General features: G+C 62.8%; 15 protein-coding genes. 8 read left to right on the top strand and 7 right to left on the bottom strand.

Features of this window, described 5'->3' with window-relative positions; genetic code table 11:
- Window positions 1-2 precede the first annotated feature (2 nt).
- Genes NWI_RS01570 through NWI_RS01560 form a run of 3 tightly spaced genes read left to right on the top strand, consistent with a single transcriptional unit; the run spans window position 3 to window position 3,446 of the window.
- The gene (locus NWI_RS01570) at window positions 3-1,469 is read left to right on the top strand and encodes a CpaF family protein (RefSeq protein WP_011313631.1); all 1,467 of its coding nucleotides are present in this window, start codon (window positions 3-5) and stop codon (window positions 1,467-1,469) included.
- A gap of 12 nt (window positions 1,470-1,481) precedes the next feature.
- Entirely contained in the window at window positions 1,482-2,456 is a 975-nt protein-coding gene (locus tag NWI_RS01565; protein WP_011313630.1) for a type II secretion system F family protein, read from the top strand.
- A gap of 12 nt (window positions 2,457-2,468) precedes the next feature.
- Window positions 2,469-3,446 (top strand): type II secretion system F family protein, encoded by a 978-nt coding sequence (locus NWI_RS01560; protein ID WP_011313629.1) that lies wholly within the window; start codon window positions 2,469-2,471, stop codon window positions 3,444-3,446.
- Between the two features lie 157 nt (window positions 3,447-3,603).
- Here the strand turns inward: NWI_RS01560 and NWI_RS01555 are convergent, their stop codons facing one another.
- Entirely contained in the window at window positions 3,604-4,464 is an 861-nt protein-coding gene (locus NWI_RS01555; protein WP_049750528.1) for a tetratricopeptide repeat protein, read from the bottom strand.
- 140 nt (window positions 4,465-4,604) lie between these two features.
- On the opposite strand from NWI_RS01555, the gene NWI_RS01550 reads away from it, so the two are divergent.
- Complete coding sequence (locus NWI_RS01550) at window positions 4,605-5,993, top strand: leucyl aminopeptidase family protein (protein ID WP_011313627.1); 1,389 nt, start codon at window positions 4,605-4,607, stop codon at window positions 5,991-5,993.
- A complete protein-coding gene (locus NWI_RS01545) occupies window positions 5,986-6,831 on the top strand; it encodes an NlpC/P60 family protein (protein WP_011313626.1) in 846 nt (281 codons plus the stop codon). Before NWI_RS01550 ends, NWI_RS01545 begins: the two co-directional genes overlap by 8 nt.
- On the opposite strand, the gene NWI_RS01540 is transcribed toward NWI_RS01545, so the two are convergent.
- From NWI_RS01540 to NWI_RS01510, 6 genes are all read right to left on the bottom strand, one after another.
- Window positions 6,832-8,469 carry an ABC transporter ATP-binding protein gene (locus NWI_RS01540; RefSeq protein WP_011313625.1) on the bottom strand — a complete coding sequence of 546 codons (1,638 nt, stop codon included), beginning with the start codon at window positions 8,467-8,469 and terminating at the stop codon, window positions 6,832-6,834.
- Window positions 8,470-8,478: 9 nt separating this feature from the next.
- The gene (locus tag NWI_RS01535) at window positions 8,479-9,651 is read right to left on the bottom strand and encodes an ABC transporter permease (protein ID WP_011313624.1); all 1,173 of its coding nucleotides are present in this window, start codon (window positions 9,649-9,651) and stop codon (window positions 8,479-8,481) included.
- A gap of 5 nt (window positions 9,652-9,656) precedes the next feature.
- On the bottom strand, window positions 9,657-10,766 hold the full coding sequence (locus NWI_RS01530) for a microcin C ABC transporter permease YejB (RefSeq protein ID WP_011313623.1): 1,110 nt from the start codon (window positions 10,764-10,766) through the stop codon (window positions 9,657-9,659).
- Window positions 10,767-10,768: 2 nt separating this feature from the next.
- Window positions 10,769-12,667 (bottom strand): extracellular solute-binding protein, encoded by a 1,899-nt coding sequence (locus NWI_RS01525; RefSeq protein ID WP_011313622.1) that lies wholly within the window; start codon window positions 12,665-12,667, stop codon window positions 10,769-10,771.
- 14 nt (window positions 12,668-12,681) lie between these two features.
- The gene (locus tag NWI_RS01520; RefSeq protein WP_011313621.1) at window positions 12,682-14,577 is read right to left on the bottom strand and encodes an extracellular solute-binding protein; all 1,896 of its coding nucleotides are present in this window, start codon (window positions 14,575-14,577) and stop codon (window positions 12,682-12,684) included.
- A gap of 524 nt (window positions 14,578-15,101) precedes the next feature.
- Window positions 15,102-15,659, bottom strand: coding sequence for a c-type cytochrome (locus tag NWI_RS01510; protein ID WP_011313620.1), 558 nt, complete (start codon window positions 15,657-15,659; stop codon window positions 15,102-15,104).
- A 193-nt stretch (window positions 15,660-15,852) separates the two neighbouring features.
- Between NWI_RS01510 and NWI_RS01505 the strand changes: the two genes are divergently transcribed.
- The 3 genes from NWI_RS01505 to metF all read left to right on the top strand — a co-directional run bounded on the left by NWI_RS01505 (window position 15,853) and on the right by metF (window position 18,731).
- Complete coding sequence (locus tag NWI_RS01505; RefSeq protein WP_011313619.1) at window positions 15,853-16,617, top strand: 3-deoxy-manno-octulosonate cytidylyltransferase; 765 nt, start codon at window positions 15,853-15,855, stop codon at window positions 16,615-16,617.
- A gap of 11 nt (window positions 16,618-16,628) precedes the next feature.
- Entirely contained in the window at window positions 16,629-17,489 is an 861-nt protein-coding gene (locus NWI_RS01500) for a prephenate dehydratase (protein ID WP_011313618.1), read from the top strand.
- 327 nt (window positions 17,490-17,816) lie between these two features.
- Window positions 17,817-18,731 (top strand): methylenetetrahydrofolate reductase [NAD(P)H], encoded by a 915-nt coding sequence (metF, locus tag NWI_RS01495; protein WP_041344647.1) that lies wholly within the window; start codon window positions 17,817-17,819, stop codon window positions 18,729-18,731.
- Window positions 18,732-18,791: the final 60 nt, after the last annotated feature.

The raw sequence follows: 18,791 nt of genomic DNA, 5'->3' as shown, positions 1-18,791 counted from the left end.
TCGTGTTTGGCAAGCGTAGCGGACCAGAGGACAACGCCCGGAAGCTGGCGAGCCTGACGGAGGTCATGCCGCCACCCTCGAACGCGCGAGCTTCCGCGGAAATCGCTTCGCCAAAGATCGCCTCGCCGCCGCTCGCGCCGCCGCGCCCGGCGGCCCAGACGCCAAGCATCGACGCCCGCAGGTCCGACACCTATTACCAGGTCAAGGCGACCATTTTCGGCGCTTTGATCGAGGCCATCGACCTCGCCCAGCTCGCCAAACTCGACGGCGAGTCCGCGCGCGAGGAAATTCGCGACATCGTCAACGAGATCATCGCGATCAAGAATATCGTGATGTCGATCGCCGAGCAGGAAGAACTGCTCGACGACATCTGCAACGACGTTCTCGGGTATGGACCGCTCGAGCCGCTGCTGTCCCGCGACGATATCGCCGACATCATGGTCAACGGCGCCGGCACGGTCTTCATCGAGGTCGCGGGAAAGATCCAGCGCACCGGAATCCGGTTCCGCGACAATCAGCAGCTGCTGAACATCTGTCAGCGGATCGTCAGCCAGGTCGGGCGGCGGGTCGATGAGTCCTCGCCGATATGCGACGCTCGTCTCGCCGACGGATCCCGCGTCAACGCCATCGTCCCGCCGCTCGCGATCGACGGGCCCGCGCTGACGATCCGTAAGTTCAAGAAGGACAAGCTGACCCTCGATCAACTGGTCAGGTTCGGCGCCATCACTCCCGAAGGCGGCACGATCCTTCAAATCATCGGGCGGTGCCGCGCCAATGTGCTGATCTCGGGCGGCACCGGCTCCGGCAAGACCACGCTGCTGAACTGCATCACCAACTATATCGACCACGACGAACGCATCATCACCTGCGAGGACGCGGCCGAGCTTCAGTTGCAGCAACCGCACGTCGTTCGGCTCGAAACCCGTCCCCCCAACATCGAGGGCGAAGGCCAGATAACGATGCGCGACCTGGTCCGCAACTGCCTGCGCATGCGCCCCGAGCGCATCATCGTCGGCGAGGTTCGCGGACCGGAGGCATTCGACCTGCTGCAGGCCATGAACACCGGCCATGACGGTTCGATGGGCACGCTGCACGCGAATAACCCGCGCGAAGCGCTATCGCGCTGCGAATCGATGATCACGATGGGCGGCTTTGCACTGCCTTCGCGCACGATCCGCGAGATGATCTGCGCCTCGATCGACATCATCATCCAGGCCGCGCGCCTGCGCGACGGCTCGCGACGCATCACCCACATTACCGAGCTGATGGGGATGGAGGGCGACACCATCATCACCCAGGATATCTTCGTCTACGATCTGCTCGGTGAGGATGCCAACGGCAACGTGATCGGCCGGCACCGTTCGACGGGAATCGGCCGGCCGCGGTTCTGGGAACGCGCGCGGTACTACGGCGAGGAGAAGCGACTTGCCGCCGCGCTCGATGCGGCGGAAGTCAAGGTCGAGATCTGAGGACACGCGCTCATGAACTTGCAGACCCTGGCCCTGGCATTCATGGCCGCGACCGCGGTGGGCGGCGTCGCGTGGGTTTTCCTGTACCCGGTGCTATCGGGCGAGATGAAAGCTGAGAAGCGCCGGGCGGCGCTGGCGCGGACATCCCCGGCCATCCGGCAGGTCGACCGAGCCCAACGCTCGCGCCGCGAGCAGATCGAGGAATCGCTGCGGGAGATCGAGCAACGCCAGAAGCGCGACAGAAAGGTTACCCTCAACAACCGCATCGCACAGGCGGGCCTGTCGTGGTCGAAGGAGAAGTTCCTGATCGTTTCCGGCATTCTCGCCCTGGCCAGCTTTGCCGTTCCCATTGTTCTGGGAGCCGGGCCGCTTGCGGCAGCAGGCCTGGCCTTCGCGGCTGGCTTCGGCGTGCCGCGCTGGCTGCTCGGTTTCCTCAAGAAGCGCCGGGAGACCGCGTTCTTGCGCGCGCTCCCCGATGCGGTGGACGTGATCGTCCGCGGCATTAAAGCCGGCCTGCCGCTGTTCGAGTCGCTCAAGGTTGTCGCGGCCGATTCGCCGGAGCCGCTGAAAAGCGAATTCGCGGCGATCATCGAGACCCAGGCCATCGGGATGCCGCTCGGTGAAGCCTGCTCGCGGCTGTACGAGCGAATGCCGGTTCCCGAAGCGAATTTTTTCGGCATCGTGATCGCGATCCAGCAGAAATCCGGGGGCAATCTTTCGGAAGCTCTCGGCAACCTGTCCAAGGTGCTGAGGGACCGCAAGAAGATGGCGGAGAAGATCAAGGCGGTGTCGATGGAAGCCAAGGCGTCGGCCGCCATCATCGGCTCGCTCCCGCCGATCGTCATGCTGCTGGTCTATCTATCCACTCCCGACTACATCGCGCTGCTGTGGACCCACCCTACCGGGCGGCTGATGCTGGCCGGCTCCGCGCTGTGGATGACGGCCGGCATCCTCGTGATGAAGAAAATGATCAACTTCGACTTCTGACGGTGCAGCAGCATGCTCGACATCCTGATCGAGAAATTCCACAACCCGCAATTCATGACGATGGTTCTTGCCGCCATCGCCGCCAGCGCAACCGTCTACACGCTGATCACGCCCTTCTTTGCGGCGGACGGTCTTACCAAGCGGATGAAGGCCGTCGCCAGCGAGCGCGAGCGCATTCGGCTGCGCGAGCGCGAACGGCTCGCGAGAACCGAGAAGGTCTCGCTTCGTCAGGCGCCGAAGCAGTTCATCTCGAAGATCGTGGAGGATCTCAATCTCGGGAAATGGGTGGCTCAGGAAGCCGCCCGCGAGAAGCTTGTCATGGCGGGATATCGCGGCCAGGCTCCGTACGTCACCTTCCTGTTCTTCCGCATGGTCACCCCGATCGTGATGCTGATCGGAGCGATCGCCTATGTTTTTCTTCTATCGCACACGCAGCAGTCCACAACTGTCAAGCTCGGCATCTGCATCGGCGCCACGTTCTTCGGCATGCAGGCGCCGATGCTGTTTCTGCATAACGCCATTACGAAGCGCCAGCTCTCGATCAAGCGGGCTTTCCCGGACGCGCTCGACCTGCTGCTGATCTGCCTTGAATCCGGCATGTCGATCGAAGTCGCGTTCCGCAAGGTCAGTACGGAGACCGGCAACCAGTCGGTCGCGCTGGCCGAGGAGCTCACGCTGACCACGGCGGAACTGTCGTACCTACAGGACCGCAAGGTCGCCTACGAGAATCTGGCGAACCGCACCGGCGTGGAAGGGGTGAAATCGGTGTGTCTCGCGCTCCAGCAATCAGAACGATACGGCACCCCGCTCGCGCAAAGCCTTCGCGTGATGGCGCAGGAAAATCGCGACATGCGCATGACCGAGGCCGAGAAGAAGGCAGCCGCCCTGCCGCCCAAGCTGACGGTCCCGATGATCGTGTTCTTCCTGCCCGTGCTGTTCGTGGTCATTCTCGGACCGACCGGCATCAAGATCGCGGCGCAGATGCACTGAGAATTCGCAGACAGGGCGGCTTTACCTTCATTGGCTTTGTTCGAGCGAAGCATGTCCTCGCGCTTGACCCGAGGATGGATTACGGTTCGCGTGAAGGACACGCGTTAAAGCAAGATTACAAAGCCTCGCTTCCGAGTTCTATCAAAACCGAAAGTCTCTAAGAGACCGGCCGGTCCGGCCGCGGATCGCTATCCGCTCGTGATCGGCGGGAGTTCCGCCTGACGTTGTCAGCCGCGCCGACCCGCGCGTCGCCGCCGCGTCCCAGCATCTGCTTCAGGTAAGCCACGTTCGCCGCGGCTTCGTCGATCGGCAGGTCAGCCTTCACGATATTTTCGGCTTCGTCAAACCGGCCCTGCAACCCGACGGCCAGCGCCAGGTTCTGCCGGATCCGGCTATCCACGGGAGCGCCGGCGTGAGCGCGACGCAACGTCTCCTCGGCCTTGGGCAGTTCCTTGGTCAGGACATAGGACATGCCGAGATTGGACAGCACCGAAGGTTCGTCGGGCATGATTCTGAGCGCGCTCGCGTAATAGCGGCGCGCATCATCGTGACGGCCCAGCTTGTCGAGCGTGGTGCCCTGAACCGAGAGAATCCGCCAGTCCGGACTCGCCGGTGTATGCGCCCGGCTGAGCACATCGAACGCCTGCTGCGACTGACCGTTTTCGGCCAATGCCCGACCCCAGCCGGCAAGCACCACCTTGTTGCCCGGATTCAGGATCGCGGCGCGTTCCAGCACCGCGACCGCCTGGGCGCGCTGCCCGATCGCGCGCAAGGCCAATCCATACCTCAGGGCCGCGTCGGCATCCTTCGGATTGGCCCGAAATCGCTCGCCATAGACTTCGACGGTGCGATGCGGATCGGTTCCGGAATGCTTTTCCGACTTTGTCTCGGCCTTGGCGCCGAGCGAGCCTGTGACATCGGATATAGCAGCGGTTTGACAACCGCCAAGTCCGATGGCCAGCATTGCGGTTACGGTTGAGGATGCGAGAAGCCTTGCAAGACACGACTGCCGACGCATGGTACTTTTCATTCGTATCTGCTAGCTGATCGAAAGTAGGGGTGACCTCAGCAATAGACTGTTAACCCTAACGCCCGGTTAACTGCCATCGACGCCTGCGGCATCCTGCCAACTCCCTCTTCGGATCGAGATCATCCACCATGCATCCCGCGTTTGCGACCACGCCGGCCGAGAAGGCTGTACCGATCATCCTGGCGTCCAAGGCGGCCTGGGAAGCCGACGGCGACAGCCTTGATGATTCCGCCCGCCGGTTCGCCGAGGCGAACGGTTTTCAGGCCAAGTCGGGACAGTACCTCGCGCTACCCACAACGAACGGCGACATCTCCCGCATCCTCTTCGGACTGGGCGAGAAGCCGGACCAGACACGCGATCCCTTTCTCGCGGGCAAGCTGCCGGGGTTGCTGCCGCCGGGCGCCTTCCGCTTTGCCGATACGGCTACGGCGAATGATATGCATCTTGCGACGCTGGCCTTCGCGCTCGGCAGCTACCGCTTCGATCGCTACCGCAAGGCTGATGCGCCCAAAGCGCGGCTGGCGCCGCCCGATGGCGTCGACATCGCTGACATCTCGCGGATGGCGGAAGCGGCGTCGCTCGCCCGCGACCTGATCAATACGCCGGCCAACGACATGGGGCCGGAAGATCTTGCGACCGCCGCCCGGAATCTCGCGCGGCGTTTCGATGCGGAATTCAATTGCATCGTCGGCGACGATCTGATGCAGCGGAATTTTCCGCTGATCCATGCGGTCGGCATGGCCTCGCCGCGCGCGCCGCGCCTGATCGATCTCACCTGGGGCGACCCGGCCCATCCGATGGTGACGCTGGTCGGCAAAGGCGTCTGCTTCGACACCGGCGGCGTCGATCTCAAAACAGCCAGCGGCATGCAGATCATGAAGAAGGACATGGGCGGCGCGGCCAATGTGCTGGCTCTGGCGCTGATGGTGATGGATGCGAAGCTGAAGGTGCGGTTGCGCGTGCTGATCCCGGCGGTCGAGAACGCCGTCGCCGGCAACGCGTTCCGGCCGCTCGACATCTTTCCATCGCGCAAGGGCTTGAGCGTGGAGATCGGCAACACCGACGCCGAGGGCCGGCTGGTGCTCGCCGACGCGCTCGCCTTGGCCGACGAGGAAGCGCCTGAACTGCTGATCGATGTCGGAACGCTCACCGGCGCGGCTCGCGTGGCGCTCGGACCGGATTTGCCGCCGTTCTATACGAGCGACGAGAACCTTGCATCCGACCTCGCGCGCTGCGGGAAAACCGAGAACGATCCGTTGTGGCGGATGCCGCTGTGGCCGGCCTACGATGCCTGGCTGGATTCCAAGATCGCCGACATCAACAATGCGCCGTCAGGCGGCTTTGCCGGCTCGATCGTATGCGCGCTGTTTCTGCAACGTTTCGTCGAGGCGGCGAAGACGTGGCTTCACGTCGATATATACGGCTGGACGCCGTCGGCGAAACCGGCGCGGCCCGAGGGCGGCGAATGCCAGGCCGCGCGCGCCATCTACAGATTGCTGAGCGAACGCTATGGATGATCCGCGACTCACACCGGCCAGGCCCGAGGTCGCAGCCCGCTATCTGGAGGGCCGGGTCGACGCGGCGCGCTTCACCGATGGCGAGGAATTCGAAGTCGTCGAAGCGGCGGCGCCCCTGCAGCGCGAGCCTGCGCCGGATGCGATGCTCCAGACCCAGGCGCTGCGCGGCGAGCGGGTCACAGTCTACGACCACGACGCTGAAGGCTGGGCCTGGGGCCAGTTGAACGGCGACGGCTATGTCGGCTGGCTTCCGGACCGCGCGCTGGCTCGGCCCGGCCCGGCACCGACACACAAGGTCACGGCCTTGCGGACGTTTGCATTTCCCGGGCCGTCGATCAAGCTGCCGCCGCTGGAGACGTTCTCGCTCGGCGCAAGACTCACTGTCCAGCGCCACGACGGCTGCTTCGCCGTCACTGATGATCGCCTATACATCCCCGCCCCCCATGTCGCGCCGCTCGATCATAGCGCGGCGGATTTCGTCACGGTGGCCGAAATGTTCGTCGGAACGCCGTATCTATGGGGCGGCAAGACCAGTCTCGGCATCGATTGCTCCGGCCTCGTGCAGGTCGCGCTCAACGCATCCGGAATCGCCTGTCCGCGCGACAGCGACATGCAGGAAGCGGCCATCGGCCGCACGCTGTCTCCGCAGGAGGCGCAACAGCCGCGACGCGGTGATCTGATGTTCTGGAAAGGACACGTCGCCATCGTCCGGAACGAGGCCACGCTTCTCCACGCCAACGCTCATCACATGGCGACGGCGATCGAGGGTATTCACGACGCGGTCACCCGCATCAAGGCGGCGGGAAGCGATGTAACGAGCGTGAAACGGCTGGCTTGATTATTCCGCGCCCGCTTCGCCGGGCGCGGTCTCCAGCCGGAAGGCCGCTGCAAACAGCGCGCGCGTGTAATCCGATTGCGGATTCCTGAACAGTTCCGAGGCTGGCCCTTCCTCGACCACCTTGCCCTGGCGCATCACGATGAGATGGCTGGCAAGGGAGGCGACCACGCGCAGGTCATGCGAGATGAACATGTATGTCAGGTCGCGCTTGCGCTGCAATTCACGCAGGAGATCGACCATCTGCGCTTGAAACAGCATGTCGAGCGCGCTGGTCGGCTCGTCCAGCACGACGAAATTCGGCTCCAGCACCACGGCGCGCGCGATGCTGATGCGTTGACGCTGGCCGCCTGAGAACTCGTGCGGATAGCGGAAGCGCGTCGCCGGATCGAGTCCGACGTCGGTCAGCGCTTTCACCACCCGCGCCTCCCGTTCGGTCTCCGACAGCGAACCCTGATGCACGCTCAAGCCCTCGGCCACGATGTCCCCGACCGACATGCGTGGACTCAAGGCTCCGAACGGGTCCTGAAAAACGATCTGCATGTCACGGCGGAATGGCCGCATCTCCTTGAACCGCAGACCCTGGATATCCTTGCCCAGAAACACGATGGGACCGTCAGAGGAGATCAGGCGGAGCAGCGCGAGTCCGAGCGTGGTCTTGCCGGAGCCGGATTCGCCGACGACGCCGAGCGTTTCTCCCTGGCGAACCTTGAGCGTCACGCCATCGACCGCCTTGATGTGGCCGATCGTCTTGCGCAGCAGCCCGCGCCGGATCGGAAACCAGACCTTGAGATTGTCGGTTGCGATCACAACCGGCGCGTCAGGCCGCGGCGGCGCGGGATCCGGCTTCGGCTCCGCGGCGAGCAGTTCGCGCGTGTAGGGATGCTGTGGCGACTCGAAAACCTGCTCGACCGGCCCCTGCTCGACGATCTTGCCGCCGTTCATGACGCAGACGCGATCGGCGATGCGGCGGACGATGCCGAGGTCGTGGGTGATGAACAGCAGGCTCATGCCGAGCCGGGCGCGGATTTCCGCCAGCAACGCCAGAATCTGCGCCTGCACGGTGACGTCGAGCGCGGTGGTCGGCTCGTCCGCGATCAGAAGGTCAGGCTCGTTGGCCAGCGCCATCGCGATCATCACGCGCTGGCGCTGGCCGCCGGACAGTTGATGCGGATAGCTGGGAAGGCGGGTTTCCGGCTCGGGAATGCCGACCTGCGTGAGCAGCTCCAGCGTCCGCTTCCGCGCCGCCGCGCCGCGCACTCCCCCGTGCAGCAGCAGTATCTCGCCGATCTGCGCCTCAATGGTGTGCAGCGGGTTGAGCGACGTCATCGGCTCCTGGAAGATGATCGAGATATCGTTGCCGCGGATGCTCCTGATCTCGCGCTCGGACAGGCCGAGCAGTTCGCGTCCGTTGAAACGGATATGACCGGAAGGGTGCGACGCGGCCGGATAGGGCAGCAGCTTGAGGACGGAGAGCGCGCTGACGGATTTTCCAGAACCGGACTCGCCGACCAGCGCCACGCACTCGCCGCGTTTGATGTCGAATGAAATGCGATCCACCGCAACAGACGTTCCTCCACCGTGGTGAAACGCGACGGAGAGGTCGCGAACGTCGAGCAGCGGCTGATCGATGGCGTCCATCCGGGGGCCTTACCTGAATGTCTTGCGCGGATCGAAGGCATCACGCACGGCCTCGCCGATGAAGATCAAAAGCGACAGCATGATCGCGAGCGAGAAAAACCCGGTGAAACCAAGCCATGGCGCCTGCACGTTGGCTTTCCCTTGCGCCAGCATTTCGCCGAGCGAGGGCGAACCCGGCGGCAATCCGAAGCCAAGGAAATCGAGCGCGGTCAATGTCATCACCGACGACGACACGATGAACGGCAGGAACGTCATGGTCGCGACCATCGCGTTCGGCAGAAGGTGGCGGAACATGATGGTCGCATTGGACACGCCGAGCGCCCGCGCCGCGGTAATGTATTCGAAGTTGCGTCCACGCAGGAATTCGGCGCGCACCAGGCCGACCAGCGACACCCACGAGAACAGCAGCAGGATCCCGAGCAGCACGAAGAAGCCCGGCACCAGGATCGACGACAGGATCAGGAGCAGATAAAGCGAGGGAATCGCGGTCCAGACCTCGATGAAGCGCTGGAAGCCGAGATCGACCCAGCCGCCGAAATACCCCTGCACGCCGCCCGCCGCGATTCCGATCACCGACGAAACGATGGTCAGGCACAGCCCGAACAGGACTGAAATCCGGAATCCGTAGATCAGCCGCGCCACCACGTCGCGACCCTGATCGTCGGTCCCGAGCCAGTTGTATTCGAGATCACGACAGCCCGAGAGGTTCTTTCGCTGCACCACGTCCTTGCATTCGGCTTCGGTCAGAAGCCAGGTCGGCTTCGAGGGTGCCGGCGTCGGCAGGTCGAGGTTATGGGTGTCGTAGGAATAGCGTATGGGTGGCCAGACGATGGTGCCTCCCTTGTCCGCGATCAGCTTCTGCAGATAGGGGTCGCGATAATCGGCGGCGGTCTCGAAATCGCCCCCGAACGCTGTTTCCGGATAAGTGACGAACGCCGGAAAATAGAGATGTCCATCGAACCTGATCAGAAACGGTCGATCGTTGGCGATCAATTCCGCGAACAACGAGAGCCCGAACAGGATAAGGAATATCCAGAGCGACCAGTAGCCGCGCCGGTTCGCCTTGAAGTTCTGCCAGCGGCGGCGATTGAGCGGCGACATGCCAAGGGAATGGCGCGCCGGCGGCACAGCCTCGCCAAGCGGCGATGTTGCCCCAGCTTCGACGGGCGTGGTCGAAGTCATGGCCATCAGACCTCCCGCGCCTCGAAATCGATTCGCGGATCGATCCACATGTAGGTCAGATCAGAGATCAGGTTCACCACGAGCCCGACCAGCGAGAAGATATAGAGTGTGCCGAACACAACCGGGTAGTCGCGATTGAGCACGCTCTCAAACCCGAGCAGGCCAAGCCCGTCGAGCGAGAAGATGGTTTCGATCAACAGCGATCCGGAGAAGAAGGCATGAACGAACGCGCCGGGAAATCCGGCGATGACGATCAGCATGGCGTTGCGGAAGACGTGATTGTAGAGCACCTGCCGCTCGCTGCAACCCTTGGCGCGCGCGGTCATCACATACTGCTTGCGGATCTCGTCAAGGAACGAGTTCTTGGTCAGCAGGGTCATGGTGGCGAAGGCGCCGAGCGCCATCGAGATCAAAGGCAGCGTGAGGTGCCAGAAATAATCGAGAATTTTCCAGTACCACGGAAACTCGTTCCAGCCGTCCGACGTCAAGCCCCGCAACGGGAAAATGCTGAAGAACGATCCCCCCGCGAACAGGACGATGAGAAGGATCGCGAACAGAAATCCCGGAATCGCGAAACCGACGATGATGACTGCCGACGTCCAGGTGTCGAACTGCGATCCGTCCTTGACGGCCTTGCGAATGCCAAGCGGAATCGAGATCAGATAGGTCAGCAGCGTCATCCAGATGCCTAGCGACATCGAAACCGGCAGCTTCTCCTTGATCAGCTCGATCACGGTGGTGTCGCGGAAATAGCTCTTGCCGAAATCGAAGCGGGCGAAATTCCACACCATCAGCAGAAAGCGTTCATGCGCCGGCTTGTCGAAGCCGAACTGCTGCTCAAGGCTCTTGATGAAGGCCGGATCAAGCCCCTGCGCGCCGCGATATTTTGAGTTGACGGCGTCGGACGACGCGCCGACCTGGCCGCGGGCGCCGAAGTCGCCACCGGACGAGCCGGAAATGCGCGACATTCCGCCGGTATCCGAGCCGCTCAACTGCGCGATCACCCGCTCGACCGGACCACCGGGCGCGAATTGCACCACGACGAACGACACGAACAGAATGCCCAGCAATGTGGGAAGCATCAGCAGAATGCGGCGGACAATGTAGGCGCTCATGCTTATCCCGCCTGCCCGGATGATGCCGGCCGGGCCTGTGTCGACCACCAGATATCAGGCGCCATGACGCCGAGGTATTTCGGCAGGCTCGGCGGATGGGCGAACACATCCCAATAGGCCAGCCGGTGCGTGTTCGAATACCATTGCGGCACCCAATAGCGGCCGGCGCGAATCACGCGATCCAGCGCGCGCGCCGCGAAGACGAGCCTGGCGCGGGTGTCGGCGACGATGACCTGCTCCATCAGCGCATCGATCGCGGGATCGGCGATGCCCGCCAGGTTGTTCGAGCCCTTGGTCGCCGCCGCGCGCGACGAAAAGAACGGCCGCAGCGAATCGCCTGGAATGGTCGAGAAACTGAAACGTTCGATGATGATGTCGAAATCGAAGTCGTCGCGCCGCGAGCGCGACTGAACCGGGTCCACGAGCCGCAGCGTCGCCTCGATGCCGAGGGTCTGGAGATTCTTGATATAGGGCATGTGGTGAGCCTGGAAGGCCGGCTCATCGAGCAGGAATTCGAGGCGGAAGACCTCGCCCCGCGGGGTCATCCGCTTCCTGTCCTTGATATGAAAGCCTGCCTCGTCGAGCAGTTGCGCGGCCCTGCGCAACTGCTTGCGGTCCTGTCCCGATCCGTCCGAGACGAGCGGAGTGTAGGGATTGCCGAACACTTCATCCGGCACCTTGCCGCGGAAGGGCTCCAGCAACGCCACCTCCTCCTGCGACGGCGGACCGCTCGCCATCAGATCGGAATTCTGGAAAGGCGATACCGTCCGCACATAGGCGCCGTACATGATGGACTTGTTGGTCCACTCGAAATCGAAGGCGCAGTCGAGCGCTTCGCGGACGCGAGGATCCTTGAACTTGTCGCGGCGGGTGTTGATGAACCAGCCCTGCGCGCCGGACGGCGTCTCGTCCGGCAATTGCTCGCGCTTGACGCGGCCGTCGGTCATCGCCGGGAAATCATAGCGCGTATTCCAGATGCGGGAGGTGAACTCCTCGCGGTACAGATAACTGCGGCCGGTGAAGCCCTCGAACGCCACATCACGGTCGCGGTAGAAATCGAATCGCACCGTATCGAAGTTGTAAGCGCCGCGGCACACCGGAAGGTCCGCGCCCCACCAATCCTTCACGCGATCGAATTCGATGAAACGATTTGCCTCGAACCGGCCGACCTTGTACGGCCCGCTGCCGAGCGGAACGTCGAGCGTCGTTTCATCGAACGGGCGCGCCGTGTAATAGGCTTGCGAAAAGATCGGCAGGCCGGCGACGAACAAAGGCACATCCCGACCGCGTTTCGCGGCGAAGGTCACCACGAGCGTCGCGTCGTCGGGCGCTTCCGCCTTCACCATGTCGCGCACCTGCTGCGTGATCAGGGGATGACCCTTGGTCTTCAGGACCATCAGGGAAAAGGCGGCATCGCGCGCGGTAATTTTTTGTCCGTCATGAAACCGCGCCTCCGGCCGCATCGTGAAGCGGTAGGTCAGGCCATCGGCCGAGATGCGAACCGATTTCGCCGCCAGGCCATACATCGCATCGGGCTCGTCACCGGCGCGCGCCATCAGCGACGTGAACGTCATCCCCATGCCCTGCGCGCCGTCGCCCTTCAGGATAAAGGCGTTGAGCGAGTTGAAGGTCTGGAACGATTGATTGAAAGCGCGGCTCGACGGAATGGTCGCGAACAGCCCGCCCTTCGGCGCGTCCGGATTGACGTAATCGAAGTGGTGAAAATCAGCCGGATATTTCAGGTCCCCGAAGGCCGACATGCCGTGAGATTGGCCTTGGGATTCGCCATGCGGGTTCGGCTCCGCGCCGTTCGCGGCCACGGCGACGGCCGGCCGCAGCCATGCCGCGCCTGCCGCACCGATCCCAAGACCGAACACCTGCCGACGGCTGGGCCGACTCATCCTTGCGCTGCTCCTCAAGATCGCTTGCCCGCCGCCTTGCCGGCATCATGCCACCACAGCGTTGGAAAGGCGGAAAGGCCGTACTTCGGCATTTTTTCCGGCCGGCCAAAGCGATCCCAGCGGGCCGTGCGATGGAACGGATAGGTGAATTGCGGCACCACGTAGTGATTCCATAACAGCACGCGGTCGAGCGCCTTGGTGGCTGCCACGAGGTCGGCGCGGTCCTTCGCGAAGATCACGCGCTCGATCAGCTTGTCGACGGCGGGATTCTTGATGCCGACGACGTTGCGCGAGCCCGGCATGTCCGCGGCCTGCGAACCCCAGAACTCCCTCTGCTCATTACCGGGTGACAGCGACTCGATCCAGAGATTGCCGACGACGTCGAAGTCCCAGCTTCTCATCCGATTCTCGTACTGTGTCGAATCGACGGTCCGAACGCTGACGGTAATGCCCATGCGCTCCAGCGACGGCTTGTAGAACAGCATGATGCGCTCGGTGCTTGGAGCTTCCGACAATAACTCCAGTTCGAACGGCGCGCCGGTTTTTCCGTCCACCAGCTTGTGGTTGCGCACCTCAAATCCCGCCTCCTTGAAGAGCTTCATGCCCTCGCGGAGATTGTTGCGAACCGCCTTGGGGTTGCCGCCGACCGGATTGCTGTAAGGCGTGGTGAACACTTCGGCCGGCACCTCGGCGCGAACGGTTTCAAGGATTTCAAGCTCCCTGCCCTCGGGCAGGCCGCTCGACGCCAGTTCGGTACCCTCGAAATAGCTGTTGATGCGCTTGTACTGACCGTAGAACAGCTGCTTGTTCATTTCCTCGAAATTGAACGCAAAGTTCAGCGCCCGCCGCACGCGAGGATCCCTGAACTTGTCGCGGCGGATGTTGAGAGCGAACGCCTGCATCACGCCGGCATTGCGATTGGGGAATTCCTCCAGAATGACGCGGCCGTCCTTCACCGCCGGAAAATCGTAAGCCGTGGCCCAGTTCTTGGCGCTGTTTTCGGTGCGCCAGTCGACCTGATCGCCTTTGAAGGCTTCCAGCGCGACCGTGCCGTCGCGGAAATACTCATAGCGCAGCTCGTCGAAATTGTTGTGTCCGATACTGAAATTGAGATCGCGGCCCCAGTAATCCTTGACCCGCTCGAGAGTCACCGAGCGCGCCGCGTCGAAACGCTTGATCCTGTAGGGGCCGCTGCCGAGCGGCGGCTCCAGCGTGGTCGCGGAAATATCGCGCTTCCTGCCCGCATCATCGGTGCCTTCCCACCAGTGCTTCGGAAGCACCATCAGTTGCCCGACGATCTGCGGCAGTTCGCGGTTGCCCGGCGCATCGAAGGTGAAGGTCACGTCCCGCTCGCCGGTTTTCTCCACCTTGGTGATGTGACGGTAATAGGCTCCATAGAACGGATGATGCTTCTTCAGCACGTTGAGCGAGAAAATCACGTCGTCGGGCGTGACCGGCTTGCCGTCGTGCCACTTCGCCTCCGCCCGCAGCCGGTAGACCACGAAGGAAAAATCATCGGGATAAGCGACCGACTCGGCCAGCGCGCCGTATTCCGTTGAAACCTCGTCCAGGGAGGGAGCCGTCAACGCTTCATAGACCAGCCGCACTTCCGATGCGATCGAACCCTTCACTCCCGACACGACAGGGTTGAAATTGTCGAAGGTCCCGATCGCGATCTGCCGCACCAGACCGCCTTTGGGCGCGTCCGGATTGACGTAATCGAAATGCTTGAAGCCTTCCGGATATTTCACCTCGCCGAACAGCGAAAGTCCGTGCCGCCATTTCAGGCCGGCCGGTGCGGCCTGCGCATGAGCAGCCTGGATCGAGGAAGCGCCGGTCAGGACTTTGATTGCGGGGGCGGCTGCGATCAGGGCTCCGCCATGGAGAAGTCGTCGTCGTGTGAAGGCCAATGCGAATATTCCTGCGAACTGTCAGGGCGAGTTATAGCGTTTTCGAGCGAAGCGGGCACCGGTTCGCGTGAAGAACACGCGTCAGATCAGAATAATGGAGCCGCGCCTCCGATTCCATCAGAAGCGGAAAGGCTCCCGTACCGGATGCGCCTCAGCAGGACCGGCCAGCGCGAGATCATCCACATTCAATCTGGAAGCGCACCGGAAGCGCAATCGACGCAAGAAGCCGATCGCGCTCCGGGCGCAACTTCAGGCGCGCAGTGTTTCGGCGGATTATGTCGGTTTTCAGGGATGACGCCACCCCACCTCTCGAACTTGTGCGGCGAAACCCACCAGTCAAGCGTGGGTAGACGACAAAATGAGCGGCTCTGGAAACTCCCGCCAACTGTTGGCGACGCCATGCAGCGCGACTACACGGCAGCGGCTATAGCGTTTTCGAGCGAAGTGGAAACCGGTTCGCGTGAAGAAAACGCGTCAAAACAAGATCATAGAGCCTCGCTTCTGATTCCATCGAAAGCGAGGCTCTATGGCTTGTCGGAATTCTTGCGCAGATAGGCAATGAGGTCGGCACGGTCGCTGTCCTTCGGAACGCCGACAAAAGACATCGCCGTCCCCGGAATGTATTCCTTCGGGTTGGCCAGAAACTTGTCCAGTTCATCGAGCGTCCAGGTGCCGCCCTTGGCCTTCATGGCCGCCGAGAAATTGAAGTCATGACCCTGGCCGCGCGGCTCGCCGACGATGCCGTAAAGATTAGGGCCGACGCGGTTCGGTCCGCCCTTCTCGAAGGTATGGCAGGCGGCGCATTTCTTGGCGACGACAGCGCCGTTCTCGGCCGAAGCGGCTTGCAGCCTCTTCCCCAGCGACACCGCCGCCGCGACGTCGGCTTCCTTACTTGCGGCCGCAGCCTTGCTCGCGGCCACCGGCTTGTCGTCCTTCTGAACGGCCGCCGGCTCTTCCTTGACGTCGATTTTATAGCCCGGCTTCGCCGGCACGGCCGGCGCGAAAACCGCCCGCGCGATTAAATTCATGACCAGCAAAACGAGGCAGGTGCCCAGAACCGCACCAATAAATTTATTGATCATCGAGGGAGTCCATTCGCGGCAAGGCTCCACGCTCGAAAGTCGACCGCACGGCCGGCTGAACGACCACGGAAACGCCGCCGAGACGTCCTCGCGGAGGCGGCAGAACGAGATAACGGTTTGCCGCCGGTCTGACAACCCGTATAAATGCCGCAGATTCTAAGAACCTGCGCCAATTCCGTATCTTCCCCGATCGATGACCGAGAACCGCACCCTCGTGCTGATACCTGCCCGCATGGCGGCGACCCGACTTCCAGGCAAGCCATTGCTGGATATCGGCGGCCTGCCGATGATCGTCCATGTCCTGCGGCGGGCCGAGGCCGCCGGCATCGGGCGCGTCGCCGTCGCCACCGACACGTCCGACATCGCGACCGCCGTGACGGCCCATGGCGGCGAGGCCATCATGACGCGCGCCGATCATCCCTCCGGGTCCGACCGCGTTTTCGAGGCGCTGGGCAAACTGGATCCCGAAGGACGGATCGATACGGTCGTCAACCTCCAGGGCGACTTCCCGACCATCCGTCCGGGCACGATCCGCGAGGTGCTCCAGCCGCTGGCCGATAACGCGGTCGATATCGCGACGCTGGCCGCCGAAATCCATACGGAAGAGGAAGCCGCCAACCCGAACGTGGTCAAGGCTGTCGGATCCCCGATCGGCCCGCGGCGGCTGCGCGCGCTTTATTTCACCCGCGCCACCGCCCCGCATGGCGAGGGCCCGCGCTATCACCATGTCGGGCTTTACGCGTATCGCCGCGAGGCCTTGCAACGCTTTATCGAGCTGCCGCCCTCGCCTCTCGAGCAACAGGAACGGCTTGAGCAATTGCGGGCGCTGGAAGGCGGAATGCGGATTGACATCATGATCGTGGACGACGTGCCGCGTGGCGTCGATACCGCGACCGACCTCGAAACCGCCCGCCAGATCATCGCCTGTTCAGCCTCTGGCGAACATCCGGCGCGCTGATAGAACAGCTGATGACCAGGACCATGAAGATCGTATTCCAGGGCGAGCCCGGCGCGAACTCCCATATCGCCATCGCGGAAGCCTATCCCGATGCCGAACCGCTACCCTGCGCGACCTTCGAGGACGCCCTCGCCGCGATCACGTCGGGCGAAGCCGATCTCGGCATGATCCCGATCGAGAATTCGGTAGCCGGCCGGGTCGCCGACATTCATCACCTGCTACCGCAATCCGGGCTGTTCATCGTCGGCGAATACTTCCTGCCGGTCCGCCATCAGCTGATGGCGCCGCGCGGCGCAAGGCTCGCGGATATCAAGACCGTCGAAAGTCACGTTCACGCCCTCGGGCAATGCCGCCGCATCATCCGCAAGCTTGGCATCCGGCCGATCGTCTCGGGCGATACCGCCGGGGCCGCCCGTCTTGTCGCCGAACGCGGCGACACGAGCTGCGCGGCGCTCGCCTCGCGTCTGGCCTCGCAAATCCATCATCTCGATATTCTTGCCGAGAACGTCGAGGACGAGGATCACAACACCACGCGTTTCGTGGTGCTTGCGCGAGAGGCCGACTGGGCCCGGCAGGGATCCGGGCCGCTGGTCACCAGTTTCATCTTCCAGGTGCGCAACCTGCCAGCCGCGCTCTATAAAGCGATGGGAGGCTTCGCCACCAACAGCGTCAACATGACCAAGCTCGAAAGCTACATGGTCGATGGCAATTTCCTCGCCACCCAGTTCTATGCGGATGTCGAAGGCCACCCGAACGATCGCGGCCTCGCATTCGCGCTGGAGGAGTTGAAGTTCTTTTCAAAAGAGCTTCGCATCGTGGGCGTTTATCCGGCTCATCCGTTCCGCGCGACGTTCCGCGAACGGGCGGATTGATCAAGTTTCGGGCGTTTCGCCGCCTTTTGTGTTGGGCAGAATTGCACAAAAGCCGTTTCAAATTTGATATCCCAACGCCAAAAAGTTATTTTTATTAAACAATTCAATGTAGTATTCGCCTTGCAGCCGCCCACCGTGCGGCACATACGGACGCCGTTATCCATATTTGTGAGGATGGTGGGCTACTTCCCATCTTAGGTGCGGCTAATAATGGGCTACGCTGGTGGGAACGCCGTGCCGCGAATGGCAGGGCCGACTCCCGGCGTTTCTCGGCCGACAGCCGTGACGCGGGCACGACGCGACAGATGCAGTGGAGTTTTTCGAGCCATGACAGACGCTTTCGCTCCGGCTCATGACGGCCTCGGTGCGCGAAAAAGACCCACGATTTCGTTCGAGTTCTTTCCGCCCAAGACCGAGGAGATGGAGCGCAATCTTTGGGGCACCATTACCCGCCTCGCGCCTCTCGATCCGAGCTTTGTCTCCGTGACTTACGGGGCCGGCGGCTCGACCCGCGAGCGCACCCATTCGACCATCGCGCGCATCCTGTCGGATACCCGGCTTCGTCCCGCCGCGCATCTCACCTGCGTCGGCGCGCCGCGCGGAGAAATCGACGAGATCGTGAGCCGCTATCGCGACATCGGCGTCCGCCATATCGTTGCGCTTCGCGGAGATCCTCCGGGTGGCATCGGCACGGCCTACAGCACCCACCCCGAAGGCTATCGCACGTCCGCCGACCTCGTCGCCGGCATCAAGCGGCGGCATGGCGACATCGAGATTTCCGTCTCGGCCTATCCGGAGAAGCATCCCGAAAGCCCCGACATCGATACCGACATCGACGTGCTCAAGGCCAAGGTCGATGCCGGCGCGACCCGCGCCATCACCCAGGTCTTTTTCGACAACAACCTCTATCTTCGCTATCTCGATCGCGTCCGCGCGCGCGGCATCGATATTCCGATCGTGCCTGGCATCATGCCGATGCATAATTTCAAGCAGGCGAGGGCCTTCGTGACCAAGGCGGGCACCACGGTTCCGGCCTGGCTCGCCGAAAAATTCGAAGGCCTCGATGAGGATCCGGAAACGCGCAAGCTGATCGCGGCGACGGTCGCGGCCGGGCAGGTTCAGAAGCTCGCCAAGCGAGGCGTCGATACATTTCACTTCTACACCATGAACCGCGCCGACCTGGTGTTCGCGATCTGCCATCTGCTCGGCATCCGACCCGACGCCGCCCAGAAGGCGGCGTAATCTTGATCCTCCGCCCAAGCCACAGTTGCTCGCGACAACCGCGGGCGTGACGATCGCAGG

It is taken from the genome of Nitrobacter winogradskyi Nb-255 (assembly GCF_000012725.1).
Lineage (GTDB): Bacteria > Pseudomonadota > Alphaproteobacteria > Rhizobiales > Xanthobacteraceae > Nitrobacter > Nitrobacter winogradskyi.
Note: the sequence above shows the minus strand (reverse complement) of the source record. Positions and strands in the feature narration are given on the sequence as shown.

Excerpts from the sequence above, each read along its gene's own strand:
- metF (WP_041344647.1), top strand. The coding sequence starts at position 17,817 with ATGACAGACGCTTTCGCTCCGGCTCATGACGGCCTCGGTGCGCGAAAA.
- NWI_RS01545 (WP_011313626.1), top strand. The coding sequence starts at position 5,986 with ATGGATGATCCGCGACTCACACCGGCCAGGCCCGAGGTCGCAGCCCGC.
- NWI_RS01535 (WP_011313624.1), bottom strand. The coding sequence starts at position 9,651 with ATGACTTCGACCACGCCCGTCGAAGCTGGGGCAACATCGCCGCTTGGC.
- NWI_RS01540 (WP_011313625.1), bottom strand. The coding sequence starts at position 8,469 with ATGGACGCCATCGATCAGCCGCTGCTCGACGTTCGCGACCTCTCCGTC.
- NWI_RS01525 (WP_011313622.1), bottom strand. The coding sequence starts at position 12,667 with ATGAGTCGGCCCAGCCGTCGGCAGGTGTTCGGTCTTGGGATCGGTGCG.
- NWI_RS01565 (WP_011313630.1), top strand. The coding sequence starts at position 1,482 with ATGAACTTGCAGACCCTGGCCCTGGCATTCATGGCCGCGACCGCGGTG.
- NWI_RS01550 (WP_011313627.1), top strand. The coding sequence starts at position 4,605 with ATGCATCCCGCGTTTGCGACCACGCCGGCCGAGAAGGCTGTACCGATC.
- NWI_RS01560 (WP_011313629.1), top strand. The coding sequence starts at position 2,469 with ATGCTCGACATCCTGATCGAGAAATTCCACAACCCGCAATTCATGACG.
- NWI_RS01505 (WP_011313619.1), top strand. The coding sequence starts at position 15,853 with ATGACCGAGAACCGCACCCTCGTGCTGATACCTGCCCGCATGGCGGCG.
- NWI_RS01510 (WP_011313620.1), bottom strand. The coding sequence starts at position 15,659 with ATGATCAATAAATTTATTGGTGCGGTTCTGGGCACCTGCCTCGTTTTG.
- NWI_RS01530 (WP_011313623.1), bottom strand. The coding sequence starts at position 10,766 with ATGAGCGCCTACATTGTCCGCCGCATTCTGCTGATGCTTCCCACATTG.
- NWI_RS01500 (WP_011313618.1), top strand. The coding sequence starts at position 16,629 with ATGACCAGGACCATGAAGATCGTATTCCAGGGCGAGCCCGGCGCGAAC.
- NWI_RS01555 (WP_049750528.1), bottom strand. The coding sequence starts at position 4,464 with ATGCGTCGGCAGTCGTGTCTTGCAAGGCTTCTCGCATCCTCAACCGTA.